This window comes from Streptomyces sp. NPDC014864 (assembly GCF_043081525.1).
Lineage (GTDB): Bacteria > Actinomycetota > Actinomycetes > Streptomycetales > Streptomycetaceae > Streptomyces.
The window spans coordinates 1-20,375 of the sequence record NZ_JBIBWT010000027.1 but is presented as its reverse complement, the minus strand read 5'-3'; the positions used below and the strand labels follow the sequence as shown (position 1 = coordinate 20,375).

The window sequence follows — 20,375 nt, the reverse complement described above, 5'->3', positions numbered from 1 at the left end:
GTTCGGATCAGCTCGGATCAGGCTGTGCCGGTTCTCGCGGACCCGGGCCGATCAGAACGGCGCCCCCCGGGGGACGCTCTCCCCACACCTAGGATCCGTCGTCGGTCTCCTCGGCCAGCACCCGCTGGGCCACCGCGAACGCGGAGTTCGCCGCCGGGACCCCGCAGTACACGGCGGTCTGCAGCAGCACCGCGCCGATCTCCTCCGGGGTGAGGCCGTTGCGGCGCGCCGCGCGCACATGCATGGCCAGCTCCTCGTGGTGGCCGTGCGCGACCAGTGCCGTCAGGGTGACCATGCTGCGCTCGCGGCGGGTGAGCGTCGGGTCGGTCCAGATCTCGCCCCAGGCATAGCGGGAGATGAACTCCTGGAAGCGGGCCGTGAAGGGGGTCTGCCGTGCCTGCGCCCGGTCGACGTGCGCGTCACCGAGCACCTCGCGCCGTACCGCCATGCCCCACCGGGCACCTCCGGCCGCCGGGACGAAGTGCGCCCGCAGCGCCGTCAGGACGGCTTCCGGGCACTGCGCGGGCGCCAGGTGCGAGGCGCCGGGGATCTCGGCCAGCGCCGCACCCGGCACCGCGTCCGCGATCTGCCGCAGATGCGCGGGCGGGGTCGCAGGGTCGTCACGGCCCGCCAGGGCGAGCGTGGGAGCGGTGATCTCCGGCAGCCGGTCGGACAGGTCGAAGGCGGCCAGCGCGTCACAGCAGGCGGCGTACGCCTCCGGGTCGGCCCGCGCGTGGTCGCGGATCAGCTCGGGCGCCGTGAACCCGCCGCTGAACCAGCGGTCGTTCGCGGTTTTGACCAGCGGCTCCAGCCCCTCCCGCCGGACCAGCTCGGCCCGCTCCCGCCACGGCCGCGCCCCGTTGAAGTGGGCGGAGGAGCAGATCGCCGCCAAGGACGTGACGCGCTCGGGGTGGTGCACGGCCAGGTGCAGACCCACCGCGCCGCCCAGCGACACCCCCGCGTACGCGAAGCGTTCGACGCCGAGAGCGTCGGCCAGCTCGAGCACCAGGGCGGCCAGGTCGGCGACGGTCGCGCCCGGCCGGACGAGGTCCGCGGGAGAGCGGCCGTGGCCGGGCAGGTCCCAGCGCACCACCCGGTGGGTGATCGCCAGCTCGGGGGCGATTCGGTCCCACAGCGCGTACGAGGTGCCGAGCGAGGGCCCGAGCAGCAGCGGGGGAGCGGAGGCGGCCCCTTCGATGCGGTGGTTCAGGAGTTTCCCGGTCAACTTCGCTCCAGTGCACGGTCGGTGAGGGCTCCGGCGGAGCCGGTGTAGCGGGCGGGGTCTGTCAGCTCCGCCAGGTCTATGTCCTGCAACTCGGATTCCTCGGCGAGGAGTTCGCCGAGCGCGCGCCCTTCGGCCGCGGAGCGCCGGGCAAGCTCGGTGAGCAGTGTCCGGGCGCGGGCACGGCCGAGCCGGGGGGCGAGCTCCGCGGACAGCCGCTCGGAGACGATCAGCCCGTGGGTGAGGCCGAGATGCGCGCGCATCGCCGCCGTGTCCACCCGCAGGCCCTCGGCCAGTTCGGCGGCGTCGCGGGCCGCGTCGCCGGCCAGCCGGAGCAGGTCGCGCAGCGGCTCCCACTCGGCGTGCCAGGCCCCAGCCGGCCGCTCGTCCTCCGCGGCCAGCGAACCGTACAGGGTGGCCGCGAGCTGGGGTGCCCGCCGGGCAGCCGCCGCGATCAGGGTGGACCGCACCGGGTTGGCCTTGTGCGGCATGGCCGACGAGCCGCCGCCGCTGCCCTCGGCCAGTTCCGCGATCTCCGTGCGGGAGAGGGTGAGCACGTCCGCGGCGATCTTGCCCAGCGCCCCTGCGGTGAAGGCGAGGGCCCCGGCGAGGTCGGCGACCGGGGTGCGCAGGGTGTGCCAGGGCAACGCCGGTGCCACCAGGCCGAGTTCCCGCGCGTACGCCGTCGGCAGCGCGGTCGCGTCCTCGGCGCCGTACACCGAGAAGGCCGCCAACGTGCCCGCCGCACCGCCGAGTTGTGCGGGCAACGAGTCGCGCACCGGGGCCAGGCGGTCCCGGGCGTCCAGCACCAGCGAGCGCCAGCCCGCCGCCTTCAGGCCGAACGTCGTCGGTACGGCGTGCTGGGTCAGCGTCCGTCCCGGCATCACGGTGTCGCGGTGCCGGGCCGCCAGCCGGGCCAGCGCCCGTTCGGTGCGGCCCAGATCGGCGAGTACCGGTTCCAGGGTGCGCGCGGCGACCAGCATGGTCGCGGTGTCCATGATGTCCTGGCTGGTCGCTCCCCGGTGGACGTGGGGCCCGTACTCCGTGCCCACCGCCGCGGTCAGATCGGCGACCAGGGGGATGACGGGGTTGCCGCCGCCACGGGCCCGCTCGGCGAGCGAGCGCACGTCGTAGCGGGCGGCGTCGGCGGCCCGGGTCACCGCCTCCGCCGCACCGGCCGGGGCGAGGCCCAGCGCGGCCTGGGCCCGGGTGAGGGCGGCCTCCGCGTCGAGCAGCGCCCGCAGATACGCGAGGTCGCTCGTCGTGGCCGCCGCGGGCGAGCCCGCCCTTCCGGGGGAGAGCAGACCGGCGTCCGGCGCGGCGGCCACGGGACGGCCGGCGGTAACCGGTCGGTCGGCCGCTGCGGAATGGTCGGGGGGTGTGGGGTGGTCGGCGGGTGATGTCACCGGAACTCCAGGAAGACCGTCTCGCCCTCGCCCTGAAGGCGGATGTCGAAACGGTAGGTCCCCGGGGCCTCCTCGGCGGCGATCAGCGTGCCGCGCCGCTCCTCCTCCAGCCGGGACAGCAGGGGGTCGGCGGCGAGCGCGGCCGGATCGCCGGGCAGGTAGGTCCGGGTGAACAGGTGCACGAGCAGCCCGCGCGCGAACACGCACACGCTCACGTACGGCGCGCTGCGCCCGCGTGCACCGGGCCGCAGCGTCCGCGCGTACCAGTGGCCGTCGGCGTCGGTCTGGACGCGGCCGAAGCCGGTGAACTCCACCCCGTTGCGGCCGAGGAAGCCCCCGGAGGCGGGGTCGCGGCGCATCGAGCCGTCGGTCGCCGGCAGGTTGCCGTCCGGGTCCGGCCCCCACAGTTCCACCAGCGCGTCCGGCAGCGGCCGGCCCTCGCCGTCGTAGACGTACCCGTGCACGGTGACCGTGTCCGGGTGCCCCAGCGGGGCGATGTCCTCGCCGCCGCGGAAGGGCAGGGCGTACCCGTAGAAGGGGCCGACGGTGTGTGAGGGGGTGGGCAGCACGCTCTCGGGCCGGTCGGTGTCGATCCTCGTCATGGCGGGTCAGCGTCCTTCTTCGATCCAGGTGGCGTGCGGGCCGTCCAGCACGATGTCCCAGTGGTAGCCGAGCGAGAACTCCGGCACCGACAGGCTGTGGTCGTAGGTGGCGACCAGCCGCTGCCGGGCGGCGTCGTCCGTCACCGACTGCAGGATCGGGTCGTAGGGGAGGAGCGGGTCGTTCGGGAAGTACATCTGCGTCACCAGCCGCTGGGTGAACGCCGACCCGAAGAGCGAGAAGTGGATGTGCGCCGGACGCCAGGCGTTGACGTGGTTGCGCCACGGGTACGGGCCCGGCTGGACGGTGGTGAAGCGGTAGCGGCCGTCGTCGTCCGTCAGGGTGCGGCCGACGCCGGTGAAGTTGGGGTCGAGCGGGGCGTCGTGCTGCTCGCGCCGGTGCGCGTAGCGGCCGGCCGAATTGGCCTGCCAGATCTCGACGAGCTGGCCGCGGACCGGGCGCCCGTCGCGGTCCAGCAGCCGGCCGGAGACGGTGATCCGCTCGCCGATCGGCTCCCCGGTGTGCTGCCGGGTCAGATCGTTGTCGATCTCGGTGAGGTCGCGCTCGCCGAAGGCCGGGGAGGACAGCTCCACCAGCTCCGGGTCCTGGGCGACGTCGATGGCGACCGGCGGCTGCCGGGGGTGGCGCAGCACGGAGGAGCGGTAGGGGGCGTAGTCGCGGCGGGGGTGGTGCTCGACGGGGGAGCCGTCGGCGACGCGCTTCTCGTACGCGGCGTGCTCGGCCGCGATCTCCTGGTCGACGTCGTGCTGGGTGAGAGCCATGGATCTTCCTAGCGTTCGAGGACGAGGGCGAGGCCCTGGCCCACGCCGATGCAGAGGGTGGCGACGCCCACACCGGAGCCCCTGCGGGCGAGCTGGTGGGCGACCGTGCCCGCGAGGCGGGCACCGGAGGCGCCGAGCGGATGGCCGAGGGCGATGGCGCCGCCCTGCGGGTTGAGGACCACGGGGTCGAAGTCGGGCCACTCGGCGAGGCAGCCCAGCACCTGGGCGGCGAAGGCCTCGTTGAGTTCGAGGACGTCGAGGTCGGCGAAGGTCCGGCCGGCCCTGGCGAGGGCGCGCCGGGTGGCCTCGACCGGGGCGAGTCCGAAGTACTGCGGGTCCGTCGCCGACACACCGGTCGCGCTCACCCGGGCGAGCGGCTCGCGGCCGAGGGCCCGCAGGCCCTCCTCGTCGGTCAGCAGCAGGGCGGCGGCGCCGTCGTTGAGCAGGGAGGCGTTGCCCGCCGTCACCGTGCCGTGCTCGGTGCGGAAGGACGGCTTCAACCTGGCCATCGCCTCCAGGGACGCGTCCTGGCGTACGCACTCGTCGGCGGCGAGGACGACGGGGTCGCCCTTGCGGCGCGGGACGGCCACGGGCGCGAGCTCGGCGTCGAACAGTCCCTCGGCCTGTGCCCTGGCCGCGTTGCGGTGGGAGGTGAGGGCGAACTCGTCCTGCTGCTCGCGGGTGATTTTGTGCTTGTCGGCGATGAGTTCGGCGGACTCGCCGAGCGGGACGGTCCACTGCGGGTCCATCGCGGGGTTGACCATGCGCCAGCCGAGCGTGGTCGAGTACAGCTCGGCGTGTCCTGCCGGGAAGGGCCGGTCGCTCTTGGGCAGCACGTAGGGGGCGCGGGTCATCGACTCCACCCCGCCGGCGACCGCGAAGGAGGCGTCCCCGACGGCGATGGCGCGGGCCGCCTGGATCACGGCCTCCAGGCCGGAGGCGCACAGCCGGTTGACCGTCACGCCCGGCACGGAGGTCGGGAGCCCGGCCAGCAGGGCGGCCATGCGGGCGACGTTGCGGTTCTCCTCGCCGGCGCCGTTGGCGTTGCCGAGGTAGACGTCGTCGATGCGGGAGGGGTCCAGCGCGGGCGTACGGGCGAGGAGTTCGCGCAGGGCGTGGGCGGCCAGGTCGTCCGGGCGCACGCCCGCCAGGCCGCCGTTGTAGCGCCCGATCGGGGTGCGTACGGCGTCGACGAGGTAGACGGTCTTCATACGAGCCCCTCCGCGACGGTGAGCTCGGCGTCGGTCCTGGCGACGATCTCGTCGACGGACACGCCGGGCGCGGTCTCGACGAGGACGAGTCCGTCGCCGGTGACGTCGAGGACACCGAGGTCGGTGATGATCCGGTTCACGCACGCCCTGCCGGTCAGCGGCAGCGTGCACTGCTGGAGGATCTTCGCCGAGCCGTCCTTGGCGGTGTGCGTCATGACCACGACGACCGTACGGGCGCCGTGGACGAGGTCCATGGCCCCGCCGATCCCGGTGATCATCTTGCCGGGGACGGCCCAGTTGGCCAGGTCGCCGTGCTCGGACACCTGCATGGCACCGAGTACGGCGATGTCGATGTGGCCGCCGCGGATCATCGAGAAGGAGAGCGCGGAGTCGAAGAACGACGCGCCCGGCAGGACGGTGACGGTCTCCTTGCCCGCGTTGATCAGGTCGGGGTCGACCTGCTCCCCGGTGGGGTAGGGACCGGTGCCGAGGATGCCGTTCTCCGACTCCAGGACCACCTCCACCCCCTCGGGCAGGTAGTTGGGGATCAGCGTGGGCAGACCGATGCCGAGATTGACGTAACTGCCGTCGGTCAGCTCCCGCGCGGCACGGGCGGCCATCTCCTCCCGCGTCCAGGCCATCAGCCGTTCACCGCCCCTCGTGCCGAAGGAGCGGAGACCGTCCGCTTCTCGATCCGCTTGTCGGCCGCCTGCTCCGGCGTCAGCGCCACCACCCGCTGGACGAAGATCCCCGGCAGGTGCACCGCGTCCGGGTCGAGGTCGCCCGGCTCGACCAGTTCCTCGACCTCGGCGATCGTCACCCGGCCGGCCGTCGCGGCGAGCGGGTTGAAGTTCCGGGAGGACTTGCTGAACACCAGGTTGCCGTGCCGGTCGCCCCGGGCCGCGCGCACCAGCGCGAAGTCGGTGCGGATACCGAGCTCCAGCACGTACTGGCCGCCGTCGAACTCGCGGACCTCCTTCGGCGGCGAGGCCAGGGCGACCCCGCCCCGCCCGTCGTAGCGCCAGGGCAGTCCGCCGTCGGCGACCTGGGTGCCCACGCCCGCCGGGGTGTAGAAGGCGGGGATGCCGGCCCCGCCGGCGCGCAGCCGCTCGGCCAGCGTGCCCTGGGGGATCATCTCCACCTCCAGCTCGCCGCCCAGGTACTGGCGGGCGAACTCCTTGTTGGCCCCGATGTAGGAGCCGGTCACCCGGGCGATCCGCCCGGCCGACAGCAGCACGGCGAGCCCGGACTCCATCGCCCCGCAGTTGTTCGAGACGACGCTCAGCGAGCCGACGCCGCGCTCGTACAGGGCCTGGATCAGTACGTTCGGCACGCCGCTCAGCCCGAAACCGCCCACCGCCAGCGACGCGCCGTCCGGCACGTCGGCCACCGCCTCCAGGGCCGTGGCGACCACCTTGTCCATCGGAGAAGTCCCATCCCTTCCGAGCGTCCAGCACCCGAATTAGTCAGGGCACTGAGTATTTCCTCGAGGTTTCCGCTCACGCTGCCATCCGGCGCGAGAGCCGTCAAGGCCCCAGGAAGAAGCCGATCGGATGATCGGACGACGGTGGGCCGGGGGAGGTGCGGTCCCTGTATCGTTCAGTGCACTACGTAATTTCTCGGGCGCGACGACCGACCGACGCAAGGAGCGCACATGGGCGCGGTGGACCTGACGACGCACCCCGGGCACCTGGCCCGGCGGCTGCAGCAGGCGCACTACCTGCTGTGGAACACGATGGTCTCCGAGGAGATCACCTCGCCGCAGTTCGCGGTCCTGAACACGCTCGTCGCGGAGCCGGGGCTCGACCAGCGCACGGTGGGGGAGCGGGTCGGCCTCGACCGGTCCACCATCGCCGAGGTCATCAGCCGGCTCACCCGCCGCGGGCTCCTCGACAAGGTCCGCGACCCGCAGGACGGGCGCCGGTCGCTGCTGCGCCCGACGGCCGAGGGTGAGCGCACCCACCGTAAGCTCACCGTGCGCACGGCCCGGATGAACCAGGTCTTCCTGGGCCCGCTCAGCGCCGAGGAGCAGACCCTGTTCTTCGACCTCATCCGGCGTGTCGCGGACGCGGCCGAGGACCTGCGCAATCCGGCGGAACCCGTCACCGCCCAGCCCTGAGCAGGCCTGGGCGCCGGGCCCCGCCGGAGCCACGCCCTCCCGCCCCGGTCACGGCGCGTCCGTCACGCGACGCCGGTCACGCCGGGCCGGTCACGGGGCGTCGGTCAGGACGACCCACACCTGACCCCGCGCGAAGTCCACCGGCGCGCCGCCGGCGGCCGTGAACCGCGTGCCGTCCGCCGCCCGCGGGCGCCTCCAGGTGACGTCGAAGACCCGCCCGTCGCGCAGCACCTCCGCCTTCCCCGACCCCACGGTCTCGGTGTACGGGGTGCGGCTGCCGAGGACGTCGTGCAGCCGGGACGCGCGCACCTTCACGTACTGCACGACGACCGTCGCGGGCGTGACCGGCCTCCCGTCGGCCGTGACCGTGGGCCGGCCGTCCGTCGCCACCTGCCAGCCGTGCCGGGGCGCGGACCAGGTGAAGGTGAACCGGGCCGCCGGGTAGCGCACGGTGCGGGAGTTCTCCGGCCGGCCGCCGGCGGGAGCCGGACCGTAGCGGAAACCGGTGGTCAGCGCGTCCGCCCCGGGCGGCGAGCCGAGCAGCCGGCGCGGGCGCAGATAGAGGTTGTGGGGGGCCGGCCTGCCGGTCTGCCGGAAGTAGGCGCCGGGCGTGTCGTCGGGCGGCCGGGCCGAGAGCGGGGCCGCGTCGATCAGCGGCAGCAGCTTGCGCTGGGCCCCGGAGAACGCGAGCGTCGGCCGGTCGAACTGACGCAGCAGCTCCAGATCGGACTCGCGCGCGCTGCGCACCGGCCCGACCACCGGGGGCAGCCGGGTGGCGTACACGGCCATCAGGCGGCTGAGCCCGCCCTCCACCTGCTCCGTGTACACGACGTCCGCGGCCTCCAGACCGGTCTGCGGCCGGGCCGGCAGCACATTGTCGATCTTGACGGCCAGCACCGGCCCGGCGCGCCCGGCCGTTTTCGTCGGCCTCCCCCGCCCGTCCCCGCCGGACTCGCGCCCGGACGTGCAGCCCGCGGCCAGGGCGGCCGCCGCCACGGCGGCCAGCAGGGCCGCGGCCGCCCTCGCGCGCCGTGCGCGCGCTCTTCGTCCCTCGTCCACGTTCACGCCCCCGTTCCCGCGCACCGGCCCCCGTTCCCGTGCACCGATTGTCGGCCCGCCGGGCCGCCGCTGCCCAGACCCGTTCGGACCCGGTCCCGCCCGTCCCGCGGTCCGGCCGGACCGGCCGGGGCGGTTCGGCGGATGCGGGCCGGGTACCCGGGCCGTCCGCAGACGTCACGGAGGGAGCACGAGGCGATGAAGGCTGTGACCTGGCAGGGCCGGCGGGACGTCCGGGTCGAGGACGTGCCCGATCCGAGGATCGAGGAGCCGACGGACGCGGTCATCCGCATCACTTCCAGTGGCCTGTGCGGCTCCGATCTCCACTTGTACGAGGTGCTCACCCCCTTCATGACCCCCGGCGACATCCTCGGCCACGAGCCGATGGGCATCGTCGAGGAGGTGGGCCCGGAGGTGCCGAACCTCAAGCCCGGCGACCGGGTGGTGGTCCCGTTCCAGATCTCCTGCGGCCACTGCGTCATGTGCTCCTCGGGTCTGCAGACCCAGTGCGAGACCACCCAGGTCACCAGCGAGGGCATGGGCGCCGCCCTGTTCGGCTACACCCGCCTGTACGGCGCCGTGCCGGGCGCCCAGGCCGAGTACCTGCGCGTCCCGCAGGCCCACTACGGCCCCATGAAGATCCCCGAGGGCCCGGCCGACGACCGCTTCGTCTACCTCTCCGACGTGCTGCCCACCGCGTGGCAGGCGGTGGCCTACGCCGATGTGCCGCGCGGCGGCAGCGTGGCCGTCCTCGGCCTCGGACCCATCGGGGACATGGCGTGCCGGATCGCCCTGGCGCGCGGCGCGGCGGAGGTGTTCGGCGTGGACCTGGTGCCCGAGCGGCTGACCCGGGCGCGCCGGCGCGGGGTACGGACGTACGACCTGCGGGACTTCGACCACGAGAAGGAGCTGGTCGCGGCGATCCACGACGAGACCGACGGCCGCGGTCCCGACGCCGTGATCGACGCGGTCGGGACCGAGGCGCACGGCAGTGCCGCCGCCCGCCTCATCCAGCAGACCGCCGCGATGATGCCGCGCAAGCTCAGCGGCCCGCTCGCGGAGCGGTTCAGCGTGGACCGGCTCGGCGCGCTGCACACCGCCATCGACCTGGTCCGCCGCGGCGGCACCATCTCCATCTCCGGCGTGTACGGCGGCATGGCCGACCCGTTGCCCCTGTTCACCCTCTTCGACAAGCAGATCCAGATGCGTATGGGCCAGGCCAACGTGCGCCGCTGGAGCGACGACATCCTGCCGTACCTGACGGACGACGATCCGCTCGGTGTCGACGACTTCGCCACCCACCGGGTGCCGCTGGCGGACGCGCCGCACGCGTACGAGATGTTCCAGCGCAAGGAGGACGGCGCCATCAAGGTCCTGATGACCCCGTGAGGGGCTGACGCCGTGACGGCCTGACGCCTGAGGGGCCTGACGCCGTGACGGCCTGACGTCTGAGGGCCTGACGCCGTGACGGCCTGACGCCTGAGGGGCTGACGCCGTGACGGCCTGACCCCGTGAGGGGCCCGGAGCGCGTCAGGCCGGTGACCCCAGGATCTCGGTGAGGTCGTACCGGACCGGCTCCTCCAGCTGCGCGTACGTGCAGCTCCGGGCGGTGCGGTCCGGGCGCCAGCGGCGGAAGCGGGCCGTGTGCCGGAAGCGCTCCCCGTTCTCCATGTGGTCGTACGCCACCTCCGCCACCCGCTCCGGGCGCAGCGGTACCCAGGAAAGGTCCTTCTTGCCCGACCAGCGGCTGGGCGCGCCGGGCAGCCGGGCCGCGGCGTGGGCCGCCTCGTCGGACCAGGCCGCCCACGGATGCCCGGTGACGTCGTCCATGCGCAGCGGCTCCAGCTCCTTCACCAGCTCCGCGCGCCGCTTCATCGGGAAGGCGGCCGACACGCCCACGTGCTGGAGGCGGCCCCCGTCGTCGTACAGGCCGAGGAGCAGTGAGCCGACGACGGGGCCGCTCTTGTGGTGGCGGTAGCCGGCGACGACGACGTCGGCCGTGCGCTCGTGCTTGACCTTGAACATGGCGCGCTGGTCCTGGAGGTAGCGCAGACCGAGCGGCTTGGCGACGACACCGTCGAGCCCCGCCCCCTCGTACTGCTCGAACCACTGCCGCGCGACCTCGATGTCGGTGGTCGCCGGGGCCACATGAACCGGAGCCGTTGCCCCGGCCAGCGCCCCGACCAGCAGCGCCCGCCGGTCGGACAGGGGCACGTCCAGCAGCGACTCGCCGTCCAGCGCCAGCAGGTCGAACGCCACGAACGACGCCGGGGTGCGCTCGGCCAGCATCCGCACCCGGGAGTCCGCGGGGTGGATCCGTTCGGTCAGCGCGTCGAAGTCGAGTCGGCCCTCCCGCGCGATCACGATCTCCCCGTCGAGCACGCAGCGCTCGGGCACCCGCCCCTTCAACGCCGCCACCAGCTCGGGGAAGTACCTGGTCAGCGGCTTGCCGGTACGGCTGCCGAGTTCCACCTCGTCCCCGTCGCGGAACACGATGGCCCGGAAGCCGTCCCACTTGGCCTCGTACTGCATGCCCGGCGGGATCGCCGCCACCGGCTTGGCGAGCATCGGCTTCACGGGCGGCATCACCGGCAGATCCATGCTCCGACTCTAGGAGCCGCCCCGGGCGGCCGCCCGCCGAGCGGGCCGCGGCGGACGGTGGACGGGCGGCCGTGCACGGCTGTTACTCACTTTCGGGTGACGGACCGGGCGGGCATGGGGTGGCGTGACAGGGCGAAGGGACATCAAAGGACAAGCAGCACAAGCGGAACGATCCGGCAGAGCGGGGTGGCGAAAGGAGTTCGGCGGATAAATGGAGACTACAGTCAAGAGTCACGTGAATATGGGCAATTCGTAACACCCCTCGTGGAAGGCTCAAACCGCCGCGCCGGGGGCGCCACAGTGTGCGTGTGCGGCCGACCGGCCGCCCACCGCACTCGCACACCCCGCCCGCGCCGGCCACGGCCCGTGGCGGGAGTGCTCGAACCCAGCAGGGGGACCTGTGACCATGTCCACGACTGTTACCGCCCGCCGTCTGGCCGCCGCCGCTCTCACCGCCGCGGCCCTGACCGGGGCGGTGGCGCTGCCGGCCTCCGCGGCCGACCACGTCCGGCCGCACGGGCCGGGCGTGGAGATCAGCGCAGTGCACCACGCCTCCCAGAACCGTGACGGCCGTTACGACCGCTCCGGCCGTGCTCTGAACAAGGAGTGGGTGGAGGTCACCAACACCACGCGGCGCGCCGTCAACCTCGACGGCTGGACGCTCGCCGACGAGGACGGCCACACCTACACCTTCCACCACTACCGTCTCTACGGCCGCGCCACCGTCCGCGTGCACACCGGCTTCGGCCGGGACACCGGCACCGACGTCTACCAGGACCGCTTCCGCTCCGTCTGGGACCGGCACTCCGACACGGTGACCCTGCGCACCGACCGCGGCCGCTTCGTCGACTCCGTCTCCTGGGGCGGCGACCGCGACCGCCGCGGTCACGACGGCGACCGCCGCGGCCACGACGTCCGCCGCTGACCCGCTCCCGGCCTGCCGGCACCGCACCCCGCGGTGCCGGCGGGCGCCTTTCGGTCGCGGCCGCGGGTCCGGCAGGCTCCTCCGGACCCACCCGCCGGTCGGGCGGGCTCATTTCGAAGCCGGCCGGCAGTCCGGCGGGACCTCGCGGTCGCGGCCGAAAGGGCGTCGCGAGGCGCGGCCCGGTGGTCCGGCCGGATCTTGCGGCCGCGTCCGAGGGGACTTCGCGGCCGGCGGTCCGGCGGCACCTCGGGGTCGCGGCCCGTCCGCCCCGGCCCGTCCGCCCCGGTCCGTCCGATGTGCGAGGCGTGCGCGCCGGGCCTACCGTGACTCGCATGGGCGATGCGGTCGAACTCCAGGTGGCCGGCCGGACGGTGCGGCTGTCCAGCCCGGGCAAGCTGTTCTTCCCGGAGCGCGGCTTCACCAAGCTGGACGTCGCCCGGTACTACGAGGCGGTCGCCCCCGGCATCCTGCGCGCCCTGCGCTGCCGGCCCACCACCCTCGAGCGCTACCCGGACGGCGTAGGGGGCGAGTGGTTCTACCAGAAGCGCGCCCCCAAGGGCATGCCCGACTGGATCCCCACTGCCCACATCACCTTCCCCAGCGGCCGCAGCGCCGACGAGATGTGCCCCACCGAGGAGGCCGCCGTGGTGTGGGCCGCCCAGTACGGCACGCTCACCTTCCACCCCTGGCCGGTGCGCCGCGCCGACGTGGAGCACCCCGACGAGCTCCGCATCGACCTCGACCCGCAGCCCGGCACCGACTACGCGGACGCGGTCCGGGCCTCCCACGAACTGCGCGCCCTGCTAGAGGAGTTCGGCGGCCTGCGCGGCTGGCCCAAGACCTCCGGCGGCCGCGGCCTGCACGTCTTCGTGCCGATCGAGCCCCGCTGGACCTTCACCCAGGTGCGGCGCGCCGCGATCGCGGTGGGGCGGGAGATGGAACGCCGGATGCCGGAGCTGGTGACCATCACCTGGTGGAAGGAGGAGCGCGGCCGCCGCGTCTTCCTCGACTACAACCAGACCGCCCGGGACCGCACCATCGCCTCCGCCTACTCCGTGCGCCCGTACCCGCACGCCCCGGTCTCGGCGCCCCTGCGCTGGGACGAGGTGGACGCCGCCCGGCCCCGCGACTTCGACCTCGCCACCATGCCGGCGCGCTTCGCCGAACTCGGCGACGTGCACGCCGACATGGACGACCACGCGTTCTCCCTGGAGGCGCTGCTGGAGCTGGCCAGGAAGGACGAGCACGACCACGGCCTGGGCGACCTGCCCTACCCGCCCGAGTACCCGAAGATGCCGGGCGAGCCGAAACGGGTGCAGCCGAGCCGGGCACGGAAGGAGGGTCCGGCCGCCACCTGACGGCCGGACCCCGCCTGCCGCCGCCGGGCGCCTACAGTTCCTTGATCCGGACGTTCCGGTAGGAGATCACGTCCGTGGTGCTGTGCACCTGCAGTCCTATGTACCCGGAGTCGAACCGGCGCCCGTCCGTGCCCGGGTCGTCCGAGCGGGGCGGGTAGAACTCCTGGCCGCCGGTGTTGTTGAACTCGTTGATCAGCACCCCGTTGCGCAGGACCGAGTAGTGCTGGCCGACCACCCGGATCTCGTAGTCGTTCCACGTGCCCTTCTGGGTGACACCGGCCCCCGCGAGCCCGACCCGGTCGAAGCCGTAGATCGAACCGGTCTTGTACATGTCGCCGTCGGGCCGGTCGAGCACCTGCACCTCGTGCCCGTACTTGATGGCGACCCACTCCGGCCGCGGCTCCTCGGGGTGGTCGTGGACCCACGGGAACCGCACGAAGACACCGGAGTTGGCGTTGCCGTCGCCGGGGGAGTCGTCGCGCCACTGCAGGCGCAGCGAGAAGTCCCCGTACTTGCGCTGCGGGAACCACAGCATCCCGAGGCCCGCTTTCGTGGTGCCGCTGGTGAGAGAGCCGTCGGGGTTCAGCGCGAACGAACCGCCGCCCACGTGCTCCCACTTGGCGAAGGAGGCCGCGCTGCCGTCGAACAGCGAACGGTAGCCCGCGGTCTGCCCCGGCCTCCCGATCCCCGACCGGCGGGCGGCCCTGTCGATCGCCCGCGCCTCGCGCCGGTCGACGGCCCCCTCCTTCAGCAGCGCGTCCAGGACCGACCTCACGTGCTTGAGGAACAGCGCCCGGGACGTCCACTCCTTCTCGTCCTCGATCAACTCGTTGATCCGGCACCGGTTGCCGGTCACCCGGTTCGGCACCCCCGAGTCGACCGTGCCGACGATCACCGTCGTCCGCTCGTCGTACTCGGGACAGCCGGGCGCCGGTACGCCGCCGCCCGCCACGACCGAGAAACTCACCGTCCGCGGCGCCGAGGTGTTGCCCGCCGCGTCCCTCGCCCGGTAGGCGACCGTGTGCGCGCCGGCGCGGTCGACGACCACCGGCCCGGTGTAGCCGAGATAGGGGCCGCCGTCGAGCGAGTACTCGACGGCCGCGACACCCGAGCCGCCCTCGTCGGTGGCGCTCACGGTCACCTTGGCGCTGCCGACGTACGCGCCGTCGGAGTTGCGCGTGCCGTCCACGGCCGCACCCGTCACCGGCGGGGTGGTGTCCTGCGCGGGCGGCGCGACGACCGTGAAGTCCACGCTCTTCTCGACGGAGACGTTGCCCGCCTTGTCGGTGGCGCGGTAGCGCACGCTGTGGCTGCCCGTCTGATGCACCATCACCGGCGCCGTGTACGGCTGCCAGGTCGCCGAGTCCACGGCGTACTCGATCGTGTCGACCCCGGACCCGGTGTCGGAGGCGGAGACGGTGACGGTCGCCATGTCGACATAGGCGCCGTCGGCGTCGCGCCGGCCGCCGACCGTCGCCGAGGTCTCCGGCGGGGTCGTGTCGCCGGACGGAGGCGCGACGACCGTGAAGTCCACGCTCTTCTCGGCGGAGACGTTGCCGGCCTTGTCCACGGCCCGGTAGCGGACCGTGTGCGCGCCGGACCGGTCGACCACCAGGGGGGCCGTGTACGGCAGCCAGGCGTCACCGGCGTCGAGGAGGTACTGCACGCGGTCGACGCCCGATCCTCCGGTGTCCGTCGCGCTCACCGTCACACTCGCCGAACCGACGTACTCGCCCTGCGCGTTGCGCGTGCCCTCCACACTCGCCGACGTCTCCGGGGGCGTGGTGTCGGAGCCGCCGCCCTCGGTCACCACCAGGATGCCCTGCATCTGCCCGTGCCCGGGGATCGAGCAGTGGTAGAAGTAGCGGCCCGGGGTGAGCGTGACCTCGGCGGTGTGGCGGCCGCCCTGGTCGTCGTTCGGGTTGGCGAGGATGTTCAGCTGGACGTCGTGGTTGTACTCCGGGTCCGAGGTGTCGAACGTCAACGTGTGCGGCATGCCCGTGGTGTTGCCGGTGGCCGCGCTGTTCTCGAAGACGATCGTCGCCGGGCCCGCCACCGCGGTCGCCGGCGCGGAGGCGTACCGGGTGATGTCGTCGCCGGCCGTCCAGGTGAGGACCTGGGCGGCGGCCGTCCGGGCCGGAGCGCCGGGCCGTCCGGCGGCGGACGTCGCCTGCAGGCCGAGCACCATCAGCAGTGCCGTCAACAGGGCCGTGAGGACTCTGCGTTGCCGTGTCACTGTGCCCCCCTCGCCAGCCGGCCGGCGGGCGGAGTGGGCCCGCCACCGGTGTAGGTCACCCGCCACAGCGCCGACTTGGCGTCCGAGGTGAAGAAGCCGCGGCCGTAGTCGAGGACGTACAGCACGCCGTCCGGACCGAACTTCCAGTCCATGAGGTTCCTGATGCCGTCGTTGCCGACCGGCACGATCTTCTTCAGCGACTCGGAGTGCACGGGCAGTCCGCCGTCGCCCTGCGTCCCCGGGTCCATCAGCACCGCGTTGCGCGGCTGGTCGCCGTCGTAGAAGTCGCCGACGAACCACTTGCCGTCCCAGTAGGAGGGCCACTTCACCTCACTGGCACTCGACGGGTCGTACCGGTAGACCGGACCGTTCATCGCGGCCTGCCCGCCGCCCTTGAGCCAAGGCAGCCGGTAGACGGCCTCCTCCTTCTTGTACGACGGCACGCCGGCCGCGTCACGCGGGTAGTCCGGGGCGCCGCCCTGGGGCGAGTACCAGATGTTGTTGCCGGTCACCGGCGGCAGCTCGACCAGGCCGTCGTTGTTCGGCGACTCGTTCCTCGGGTGGTCGCAGTCGTACCAGCCCAGCGGCTTGGCCGGATCGGGCAGGTTGCGGTCCCGGTAGGGCTGCTTGTCGCCCATGCAGTACGGCCAGCCCCGGTTGCCCGCCTTGGTGATCACCGCGAAGGTGTCGTACTTGGCCGGCCCCCAGGTCGGCGACGGCTCGCTCGCGTCCGGGCCGACCCACCCGGCGTAGAGGACGTCGGTGCGCCGGTCCACGAAGATGCGCGCCGGGTTGCGCACGCCCATCACGTAGATCTCGCCCCGCGTCTTCCCGCCGCCCTCGTCGGTCTCCCTGCCGGTGAAGAGGTTTCCGTCGGGGATCGTGTACGTCCCGTCCGGCTCCGGGTGGATGCGCAGGATCTTGCCGTTGAGGTTGTTGGTGTTGCCGGCAGTGCGGCGGGCGTCGGCGAACGACAGGCCCTTGTAGCTGGGCTGCGGGTTGTTGCCGGAGTAACCACCGCTGAAACCGCTGGAGTTGTTGTCCCCGGTGGCGATGTACAGGTTGCCCTTGGAGTCCCAGGCCATCCCGCCGCCGGCGTGGCAGCAACTGTGCACCTGCACGGGCCACTTCAGCAGCACCTTCTCGCTGCCGAGGTCCAGCTTGTTCGTGGCCGGGTCCAGGGTGAAGCGGGAGACGCGCCGCTCGGCAGTCTGGGTGTCGCGGTTCAGCCCGGAGTGGGGTGTGTAGTGCAGGTACACCCAGCCGTTCTGCTCGAAGCGCGGGTCGAGCTCGATGCCGAGGAGGCCCTCCTCGACCTTGGTGAGCTCGTCGCCGCCGCCCTTGTTGCCGAAGACCGTCAACTCGCCCGCCAGAGTGACCTTTCCGGTCTTCGGGTCGTAGACGTGGACCTGCCCCTTGCCCTTGCCGACGTCCGGGTCGTTCCAGTCGGTCACCACCGGCCGTGAGGAGTCGGCGCCGCCGCGGCCGATGTAGAGCACGCGGCCGTCGGGGGCGGTGACCAGGCCGTGCGGCTCGCCGATCTGGTCGTTCTGCCCGGGCTGGTTGGGCCGGGTGAGCCGCTCGGCCTTGTAGTTGCCGGTGATCGTGGCCTTGCAGTCGGCCTGGACCAGCCGGGTGGTCCACAGCAGGGCGCCGCGCAGATGCGTGCGGAAGTCGGTCTCGTCGTAGGAGGACACCGTGCCGCCCATGCCGGTGTAGAAGGACCGACCGCCGTCGTAGTCGCGGCACCAGCTGACCGGGTGGTCCCAGCCGTTCGCGCCCGTCCCCGGCCGGTACGTCGACTCGCGCACCCGGGCCACGGTGTGCACCTCGCCGGAGGGGTTCCGCACCCAGTTCGGCCACTGGTCGGCGCGCTTCCACTGCGCCGGCAGGTCCTTCGTCGCCGGGTGCTGCCGGTCACCGACCTCGACGGTCGCGCGCTGGACGGCGGCGGGGCTCGCGGCGGCCGGGCGGGCGCCGACGAGCCCGGTGAACCAGTCCGAGTACGGCTCGGCGCGGGCCGCGTCGTGGATGCCCACAAACCCGCCGCCCGCCTCCATGTACGCCTCCAGGCCCGCCTCCTGCTCCGGGTCGAGCACGTCGCCGCCGCCGGTCAGGAACACGATCGCGTTGTAACGGCCCAGCCTGGTGGCGCGGGTGAAGACGGATGCGTCGTCGGTCGCCTCCACCGTGAAGCGCTCCCGCGCCGGACCGGACAGGCCGATCCGCTCGATCGCCTCGATCCCGGCGTTCACCACCGGCGACTCGTCCCCGGCCGCCGCCGAACCGTAGAAGATCAGCACCCGTACGTCGGCGCCGCCCGGGGGCGACTTGATGGACATCGTTGTCAGCGGCGGCCCCGGATCGGGGCGCGCGCTCGCCGGAGGGCCCGAGAGCAGTCCCGCCGCGACGACTCCCGCCGCGACCCTGGCCGCCCAGAGCCGCCCTCGCCGTCTCGAACCGCCTAAGTGCACAGGTCCTTGATGCGATGTGAACCGCATGTGGTCACCCACCCCTCGTCGGTCACGGCAAACGCATAGGAAGCTAGACCTCTTTGCCCGACCCGCCAATAGGTTGGGACCGCAATGCCTTGAACTTTGTCCTGAGTGTGGATGAACGCCCGGGGTGCCGGTACCGTCGCGGGGTCCGAGTGACGTCCTCGGATCGACCTACCAGGGTGGGGAGTTGGGCATGGACCGACGCGGATTCAACCGGCGGGTGCTGCTCGGCGGCGCGGCCGTCGCGACATCGTTGTCCCTGCCGGAGACGGCGTCCGCGGCCCCGGCCGCGAGCACACCGCCGCGTACCGCGCCGGCCGGCGGCGAGGTCCGGCACATCAGGCTGTACGCCGAGAAGCTCCCCGACGGACAGCTGGGCTACGGCTTCGAGAAGGGCGGGGCGACCGTCCCCGGGCCGCTGATCGAGCTCAACGAGGGCGACACCCTGCACATCGAGTTCGAGAACACTCTCGACGTGGCCGCGAGCCTGCACGTCCACGGCCTGGACTACGAGGTCTCCAGCGACGGCACGAAACTGAACCGGAGCGACGTCGAGCCCGGCGGCACCCGCACGTACACCTGGCGCACCCACGCCCCCGGCCGCCGCAAGGACGGCACCTGGCGGGCCGGAAGCGCCGGTTACTGGCACTACCACGACCACGCCGTCGGCACCGAGCACGGCACCGGCGGCATCCGCAAGGGCCTGTACGGACCGGTCGTCGTCCGCCGCAAGGGCGACGTCCTGCCGGACACCACGCACACGATCGTCTTCAACGACATGACCGTCAACAACCGCCCGCCGCACACCGGTCCCGACTTCGAGGCCACGGTGGGCGACCGTGTCGAGTTCGTCATGATCACGCACGGCGAGTACTACCACACGTTCCATCTGCACGGTCACCGCTGGGCCGACAACCGTACCGGCCTGCTCACCGGCCCGGACGACCCCAGCCGGGTCGTCGACAACAAGATCGTGGGCCCGGCGGACTCCTTCGGTTTCCAGGTGATCGCGGGGGAGGGCGTCGGGGCGGGTGCCTGGATGTACCACTGCCATGTGCAGAGCCACTCCGACATGGGGATGGCGGGGCTGTTCCTGGTACGCAAGACGGACGGGACGATCCCCGGGTACGAGCCGCACGAGCACTGACCGGCTCCGGGGAGAGCGCTCTCACGGTCCGGTCCTGCCGGGGCTATCCTGATCCGCAACCGCAGGTGAGGAGTGCCCAAGTGACCGAGACAGCGCCGCGTCCCACGCTCGAGGCCGTGGCCGCACGGGCGGGGGTGTCCCGGGCGACCGTCTCCCGCGTGGTGAACGGTTCGGACGGAGTCAGGGAGCCCCTGGCCGAGCGGGTCCGGCAGGCCGTGGAGGAGCTCGGTTACGTGCCCAACCAGGCGGCCCGCAGCCTGGTCACGAAACGGCACGACGCCGTCGCCGTGGTCATAGCCGAACCGGAGACCCGGGTCTTCGCCGACCCCTTCTTCGCCCTGCAACTGCGCGGCATCAGCAAGGAACTGACCGCCCACGACACGCAGCTGGTCCTGCTGCTCACCGAGGGCCGGGACGACCACGCACGGGTCGGGCGCTACCTCGCCGGGGGCCATGTCGACGGCGCGCTCGTCTTCTCGCTGCACCTGGACGACCCGCTGCCGGAGCTGATCCAGCGCGCCGGGGTGCCCACCGTGTTCGGCGGGCGGCCCGGCTGGAGCGACGGCACGCGCGGGGTGGCCTACGTCGACAGCGACAACCGGGGCGGCGCCCGCGAGGCCGTACGGCATCTGGTCGGCCTCGGCCGCACCCGGATCGGGCACATCTCCGGAGCCCTGGACCAGACCTCGGCGGCGGACCGGCTCGACGGCTTCCGGGACGTCATGGTCGACGTCGATCCCCGGCTGATCGTGGAGAGCGACTTCACCCCCGCCGGCGGGGAGCGCGCCATGCGCGAACTCCTCGACCGCTGCCCCGGACTGGACGCCGTGTTCGCCGCCAACGACCTCACCGCCTCGGGCGCCCTGCGCGTCCTGCGCGAGCGGGGACTGCGGGTCCCGGAGGACGTCGCCGTGGTCGGCTTCGACGACATGCTGCCGGTGGCCGAGCAGACCGACCCGCCGCTGACGACGGTCCGTCAGGACATCGAGGAGATGGGCCGGCTCATGGCCCGCCTGCTGCTGCGCGGATTCGACCGGCACGGCGCCGGGCAGGGCGTGGGAGGCGTGCCGTCCAGCGTGATACTGCCCACGACGCTGGTGCGGCGCGCCTCCGCCTAGCTGTTCTGTCCACGGAGGTTGGTGACGCAGGTCTCGGCTGAGAGATCTTGAAATGGGTGAGGGCCCTCTGGCCTGGTGTGGATTGCGACATCTGCA

17 protein-coding genes are annotated in these 20,375 nt (G+C 73.0%); 6 read left to right on the top strand and 11 right to left on the bottom strand.

What is annotated here, in order from left to right:
• Positions 1-88: 88 nt before the first annotated feature.
• From pcaD to ACF1A5_RS31710, 7 genes are all read right to left on the bottom strand, one after another.
• On the bottom strand, positions 89-1,225 hold the full coding sequence (pcaD, locus tag ACF1A5_RS31740; RefSeq protein WP_392196318.1) for a 3-oxoadipate enol-lactonase: 1,137 nt from the start codon (positions 1,223-1,225) through the stop codon (positions 89-91).
• Positions 1,222-2,550 carry a 3-carboxy-cis,cis-muconate cycloisomerase gene (pcaB, locus tag ACF1A5_RS31735; protein ID WP_392196317.1) on the bottom strand — a complete coding sequence of 443 codons (1,329 nt, stop codon included), beginning with the start codon at positions 2,548-2,550 and terminating at the stop codon, positions 1,222-1,224. The genes pcaD and pcaB overlap by 4 nt, the downstream gene beginning before the upstream one ends.
• Positions 2,551-2,624: 74 nt before the next feature.
• On the bottom strand, positions 2,625-3,230 hold the full coding sequence (gene pcaG / locus ACF1A5_RS31730; protein WP_392196316.1) for a protocatechuate 3,4-dioxygenase subunit alpha: 606 nt from the start codon (positions 3,228-3,230) through the stop codon (positions 2,625-2,627).
• Positions 3,231-3,236: 6 nt separating this feature from the next.
• A complete protein-coding gene (gene pcaH / locus ACF1A5_RS31725; protein ID WP_392196315.1) occupies positions 3,237-4,010 on the bottom strand; it encodes a protocatechuate 3,4-dioxygenase subunit beta in 774 nt (257 codons plus the stop codon).
• Positions 4,011-4,018: 8 nt separating this feature from the next.
• A complete protein-coding gene (locus ACF1A5_RS31720; protein ID WP_392196314.1) occupies positions 4,019-5,221 on the bottom strand; it encodes a thiolase family protein in 1,203 nt (400 codons plus the stop codon).
• Positions 5,218-5,862 (bottom strand): CoA transferase subunit B, encoded by a 645-nt coding sequence (locus tag ACF1A5_RS31715; protein ID WP_392196313.1) that lies wholly within the window; start codon positions 5,860-5,862, stop codon positions 5,218-5,220. The genes ACF1A5_RS31720 and ACF1A5_RS31715 overlap by 4 nt, the downstream gene beginning before the upstream one ends.
• Positions 5,862-6,644, bottom strand: a complete 783-nt coding sequence (locus ACF1A5_RS31710) for a CoA transferase subunit A (protein ID WP_392196312.1) — start codon at positions 6,642-6,644, stop codon at positions 5,862-5,864. The genes ACF1A5_RS31715 and ACF1A5_RS31710 overlap by 1 nt, the downstream gene beginning before the upstream one ends.
• A gap of 231 nt (positions 6,645-6,875) precedes the next feature.
• Between ACF1A5_RS31710 and ACF1A5_RS31705 the strand changes: the two genes are divergently transcribed.
• Positions 6,876-7,340, top strand: a complete 465-nt coding sequence (locus ACF1A5_RS31705) for a MarR family winged helix-turn-helix transcriptional regulator (protein ID WP_392196311.1) — start codon at positions 6,876-6,878, stop codon at positions 7,338-7,340.
• A 90-nt stretch (positions 7,341-7,430) separates the two neighbouring features.
• Here ACF1A5_RS31705 and ACF1A5_RS31700 read toward each other — a convergent pair whose 3' ends face one another.
• Positions 7,431-8,399, bottom strand: a complete 969-nt coding sequence (locus ACF1A5_RS31700; protein WP_392196353.1) for a DUF3048 domain-containing protein — start codon at positions 8,397-8,399, stop codon at positions 7,431-7,433.
• Positions 8,400-8,594: 195 nt separating this feature from the next.
• Between ACF1A5_RS31700 and ACF1A5_RS31695 the strand changes: the two genes are divergently transcribed.
• Positions 8,595-9,785 carry a zinc-dependent alcohol dehydrogenase gene (locus ACF1A5_RS31695; RefSeq protein ID WP_392196310.1) on the top strand — a complete coding sequence of 397 codons (1,191 nt, stop codon included), beginning with the start codon at positions 8,595-8,597 and terminating at the stop codon, positions 9,783-9,785.
• 141 nt (positions 9,786-9,926) lie between these two features.
• Here the strand turns inward: ACF1A5_RS31695 and ACF1A5_RS31690 are convergent, their stop codons facing one another.
• Positions 9,927-10,997: an ATP-dependent DNA ligase gene (locus ACF1A5_RS31690; protein ID WP_392196309.1), complete on the bottom strand. Its 1,071-nt coding sequence runs from the start codon at positions 10,995-10,997 to the stop codon at positions 9,927-9,929.
• 406 nt (positions 10,998-11,403) lie between these two features.
• Between ACF1A5_RS31690 and ACF1A5_RS31685 the strand changes: the two genes are divergently transcribed.
• Together ACF1A5_RS31685 and ligD are read left to right on the top strand one after the other, a co-directional pair.
• On the top strand, positions 11,404-11,922 hold the full coding sequence (locus ACF1A5_RS31685) for a lamin tail domain-containing protein (RefSeq protein WP_392196308.1): 519 nt from the start codon (positions 11,404-11,406) through the stop codon (positions 11,920-11,922).
• A 332-nt stretch (positions 11,923-12,254) separates the two neighbouring features.
• A complete protein-coding gene (ligD, locus tag ACF1A5_RS31680; protein WP_392196307.1) occupies positions 12,255-13,280 on the top strand; it encodes a non-homologous end-joining DNA ligase in 1,026 nt (341 codons plus the stop codon).
• A 31-nt stretch (positions 13,281-13,311) separates the two neighbouring features.
• On the opposite strand, the gene ACF1A5_RS31675 is transcribed toward ligD, so the two are convergent.
• Both ACF1A5_RS31675 and ACF1A5_RS31670 read right to left on the bottom strand, forming a co-directional pair.
• The gene (locus ACF1A5_RS31675; protein WP_392196352.1) at positions 13,312-15,468 is read right to left on the bottom strand and encodes an OmpL47-type beta-barrel domain-containing protein; all 2,157 of its coding nucleotides are present in this window, start codon (positions 15,466-15,468) and stop codon (positions 13,312-13,314) included.
• A gap of 44 nt (positions 15,469-15,512) precedes the next feature.
• Positions 15,513-18,017 carry a ThuA domain-containing protein gene (locus ACF1A5_RS31670; RefSeq protein WP_392196306.1) on the bottom strand — a complete coding sequence of 835 codons (2,505 nt, stop codon included), beginning with the start codon at positions 18,015-18,017 and terminating at the stop codon, positions 15,513-15,515.
• Positions 18,018-18,207: 190 nt separating this feature from the next.
• On the opposite strand from ACF1A5_RS31670, the gene ACF1A5_RS31665 reads away from it, so the two are divergent.
• Positions 18,208-19,161 (top strand): multicopper oxidase domain-containing protein, encoded by a 954-nt coding sequence (locus ACF1A5_RS31665; RefSeq protein WP_392196305.1) that lies wholly within the window; start codon positions 18,208-18,210, stop codon positions 19,159-19,161.
• Between the two features lie 80 nt (positions 19,162-19,241).
• Positions 19,242-20,279, top strand: a complete 1,038-nt coding sequence (locus ACF1A5_RS31660; RefSeq protein ID WP_392196304.1) for a LacI family DNA-binding transcriptional regulator — start codon at positions 19,242-19,244, stop codon at positions 20,277-20,279.
• Positions 20,280-20,375: the final 96 nt, after the last annotated feature.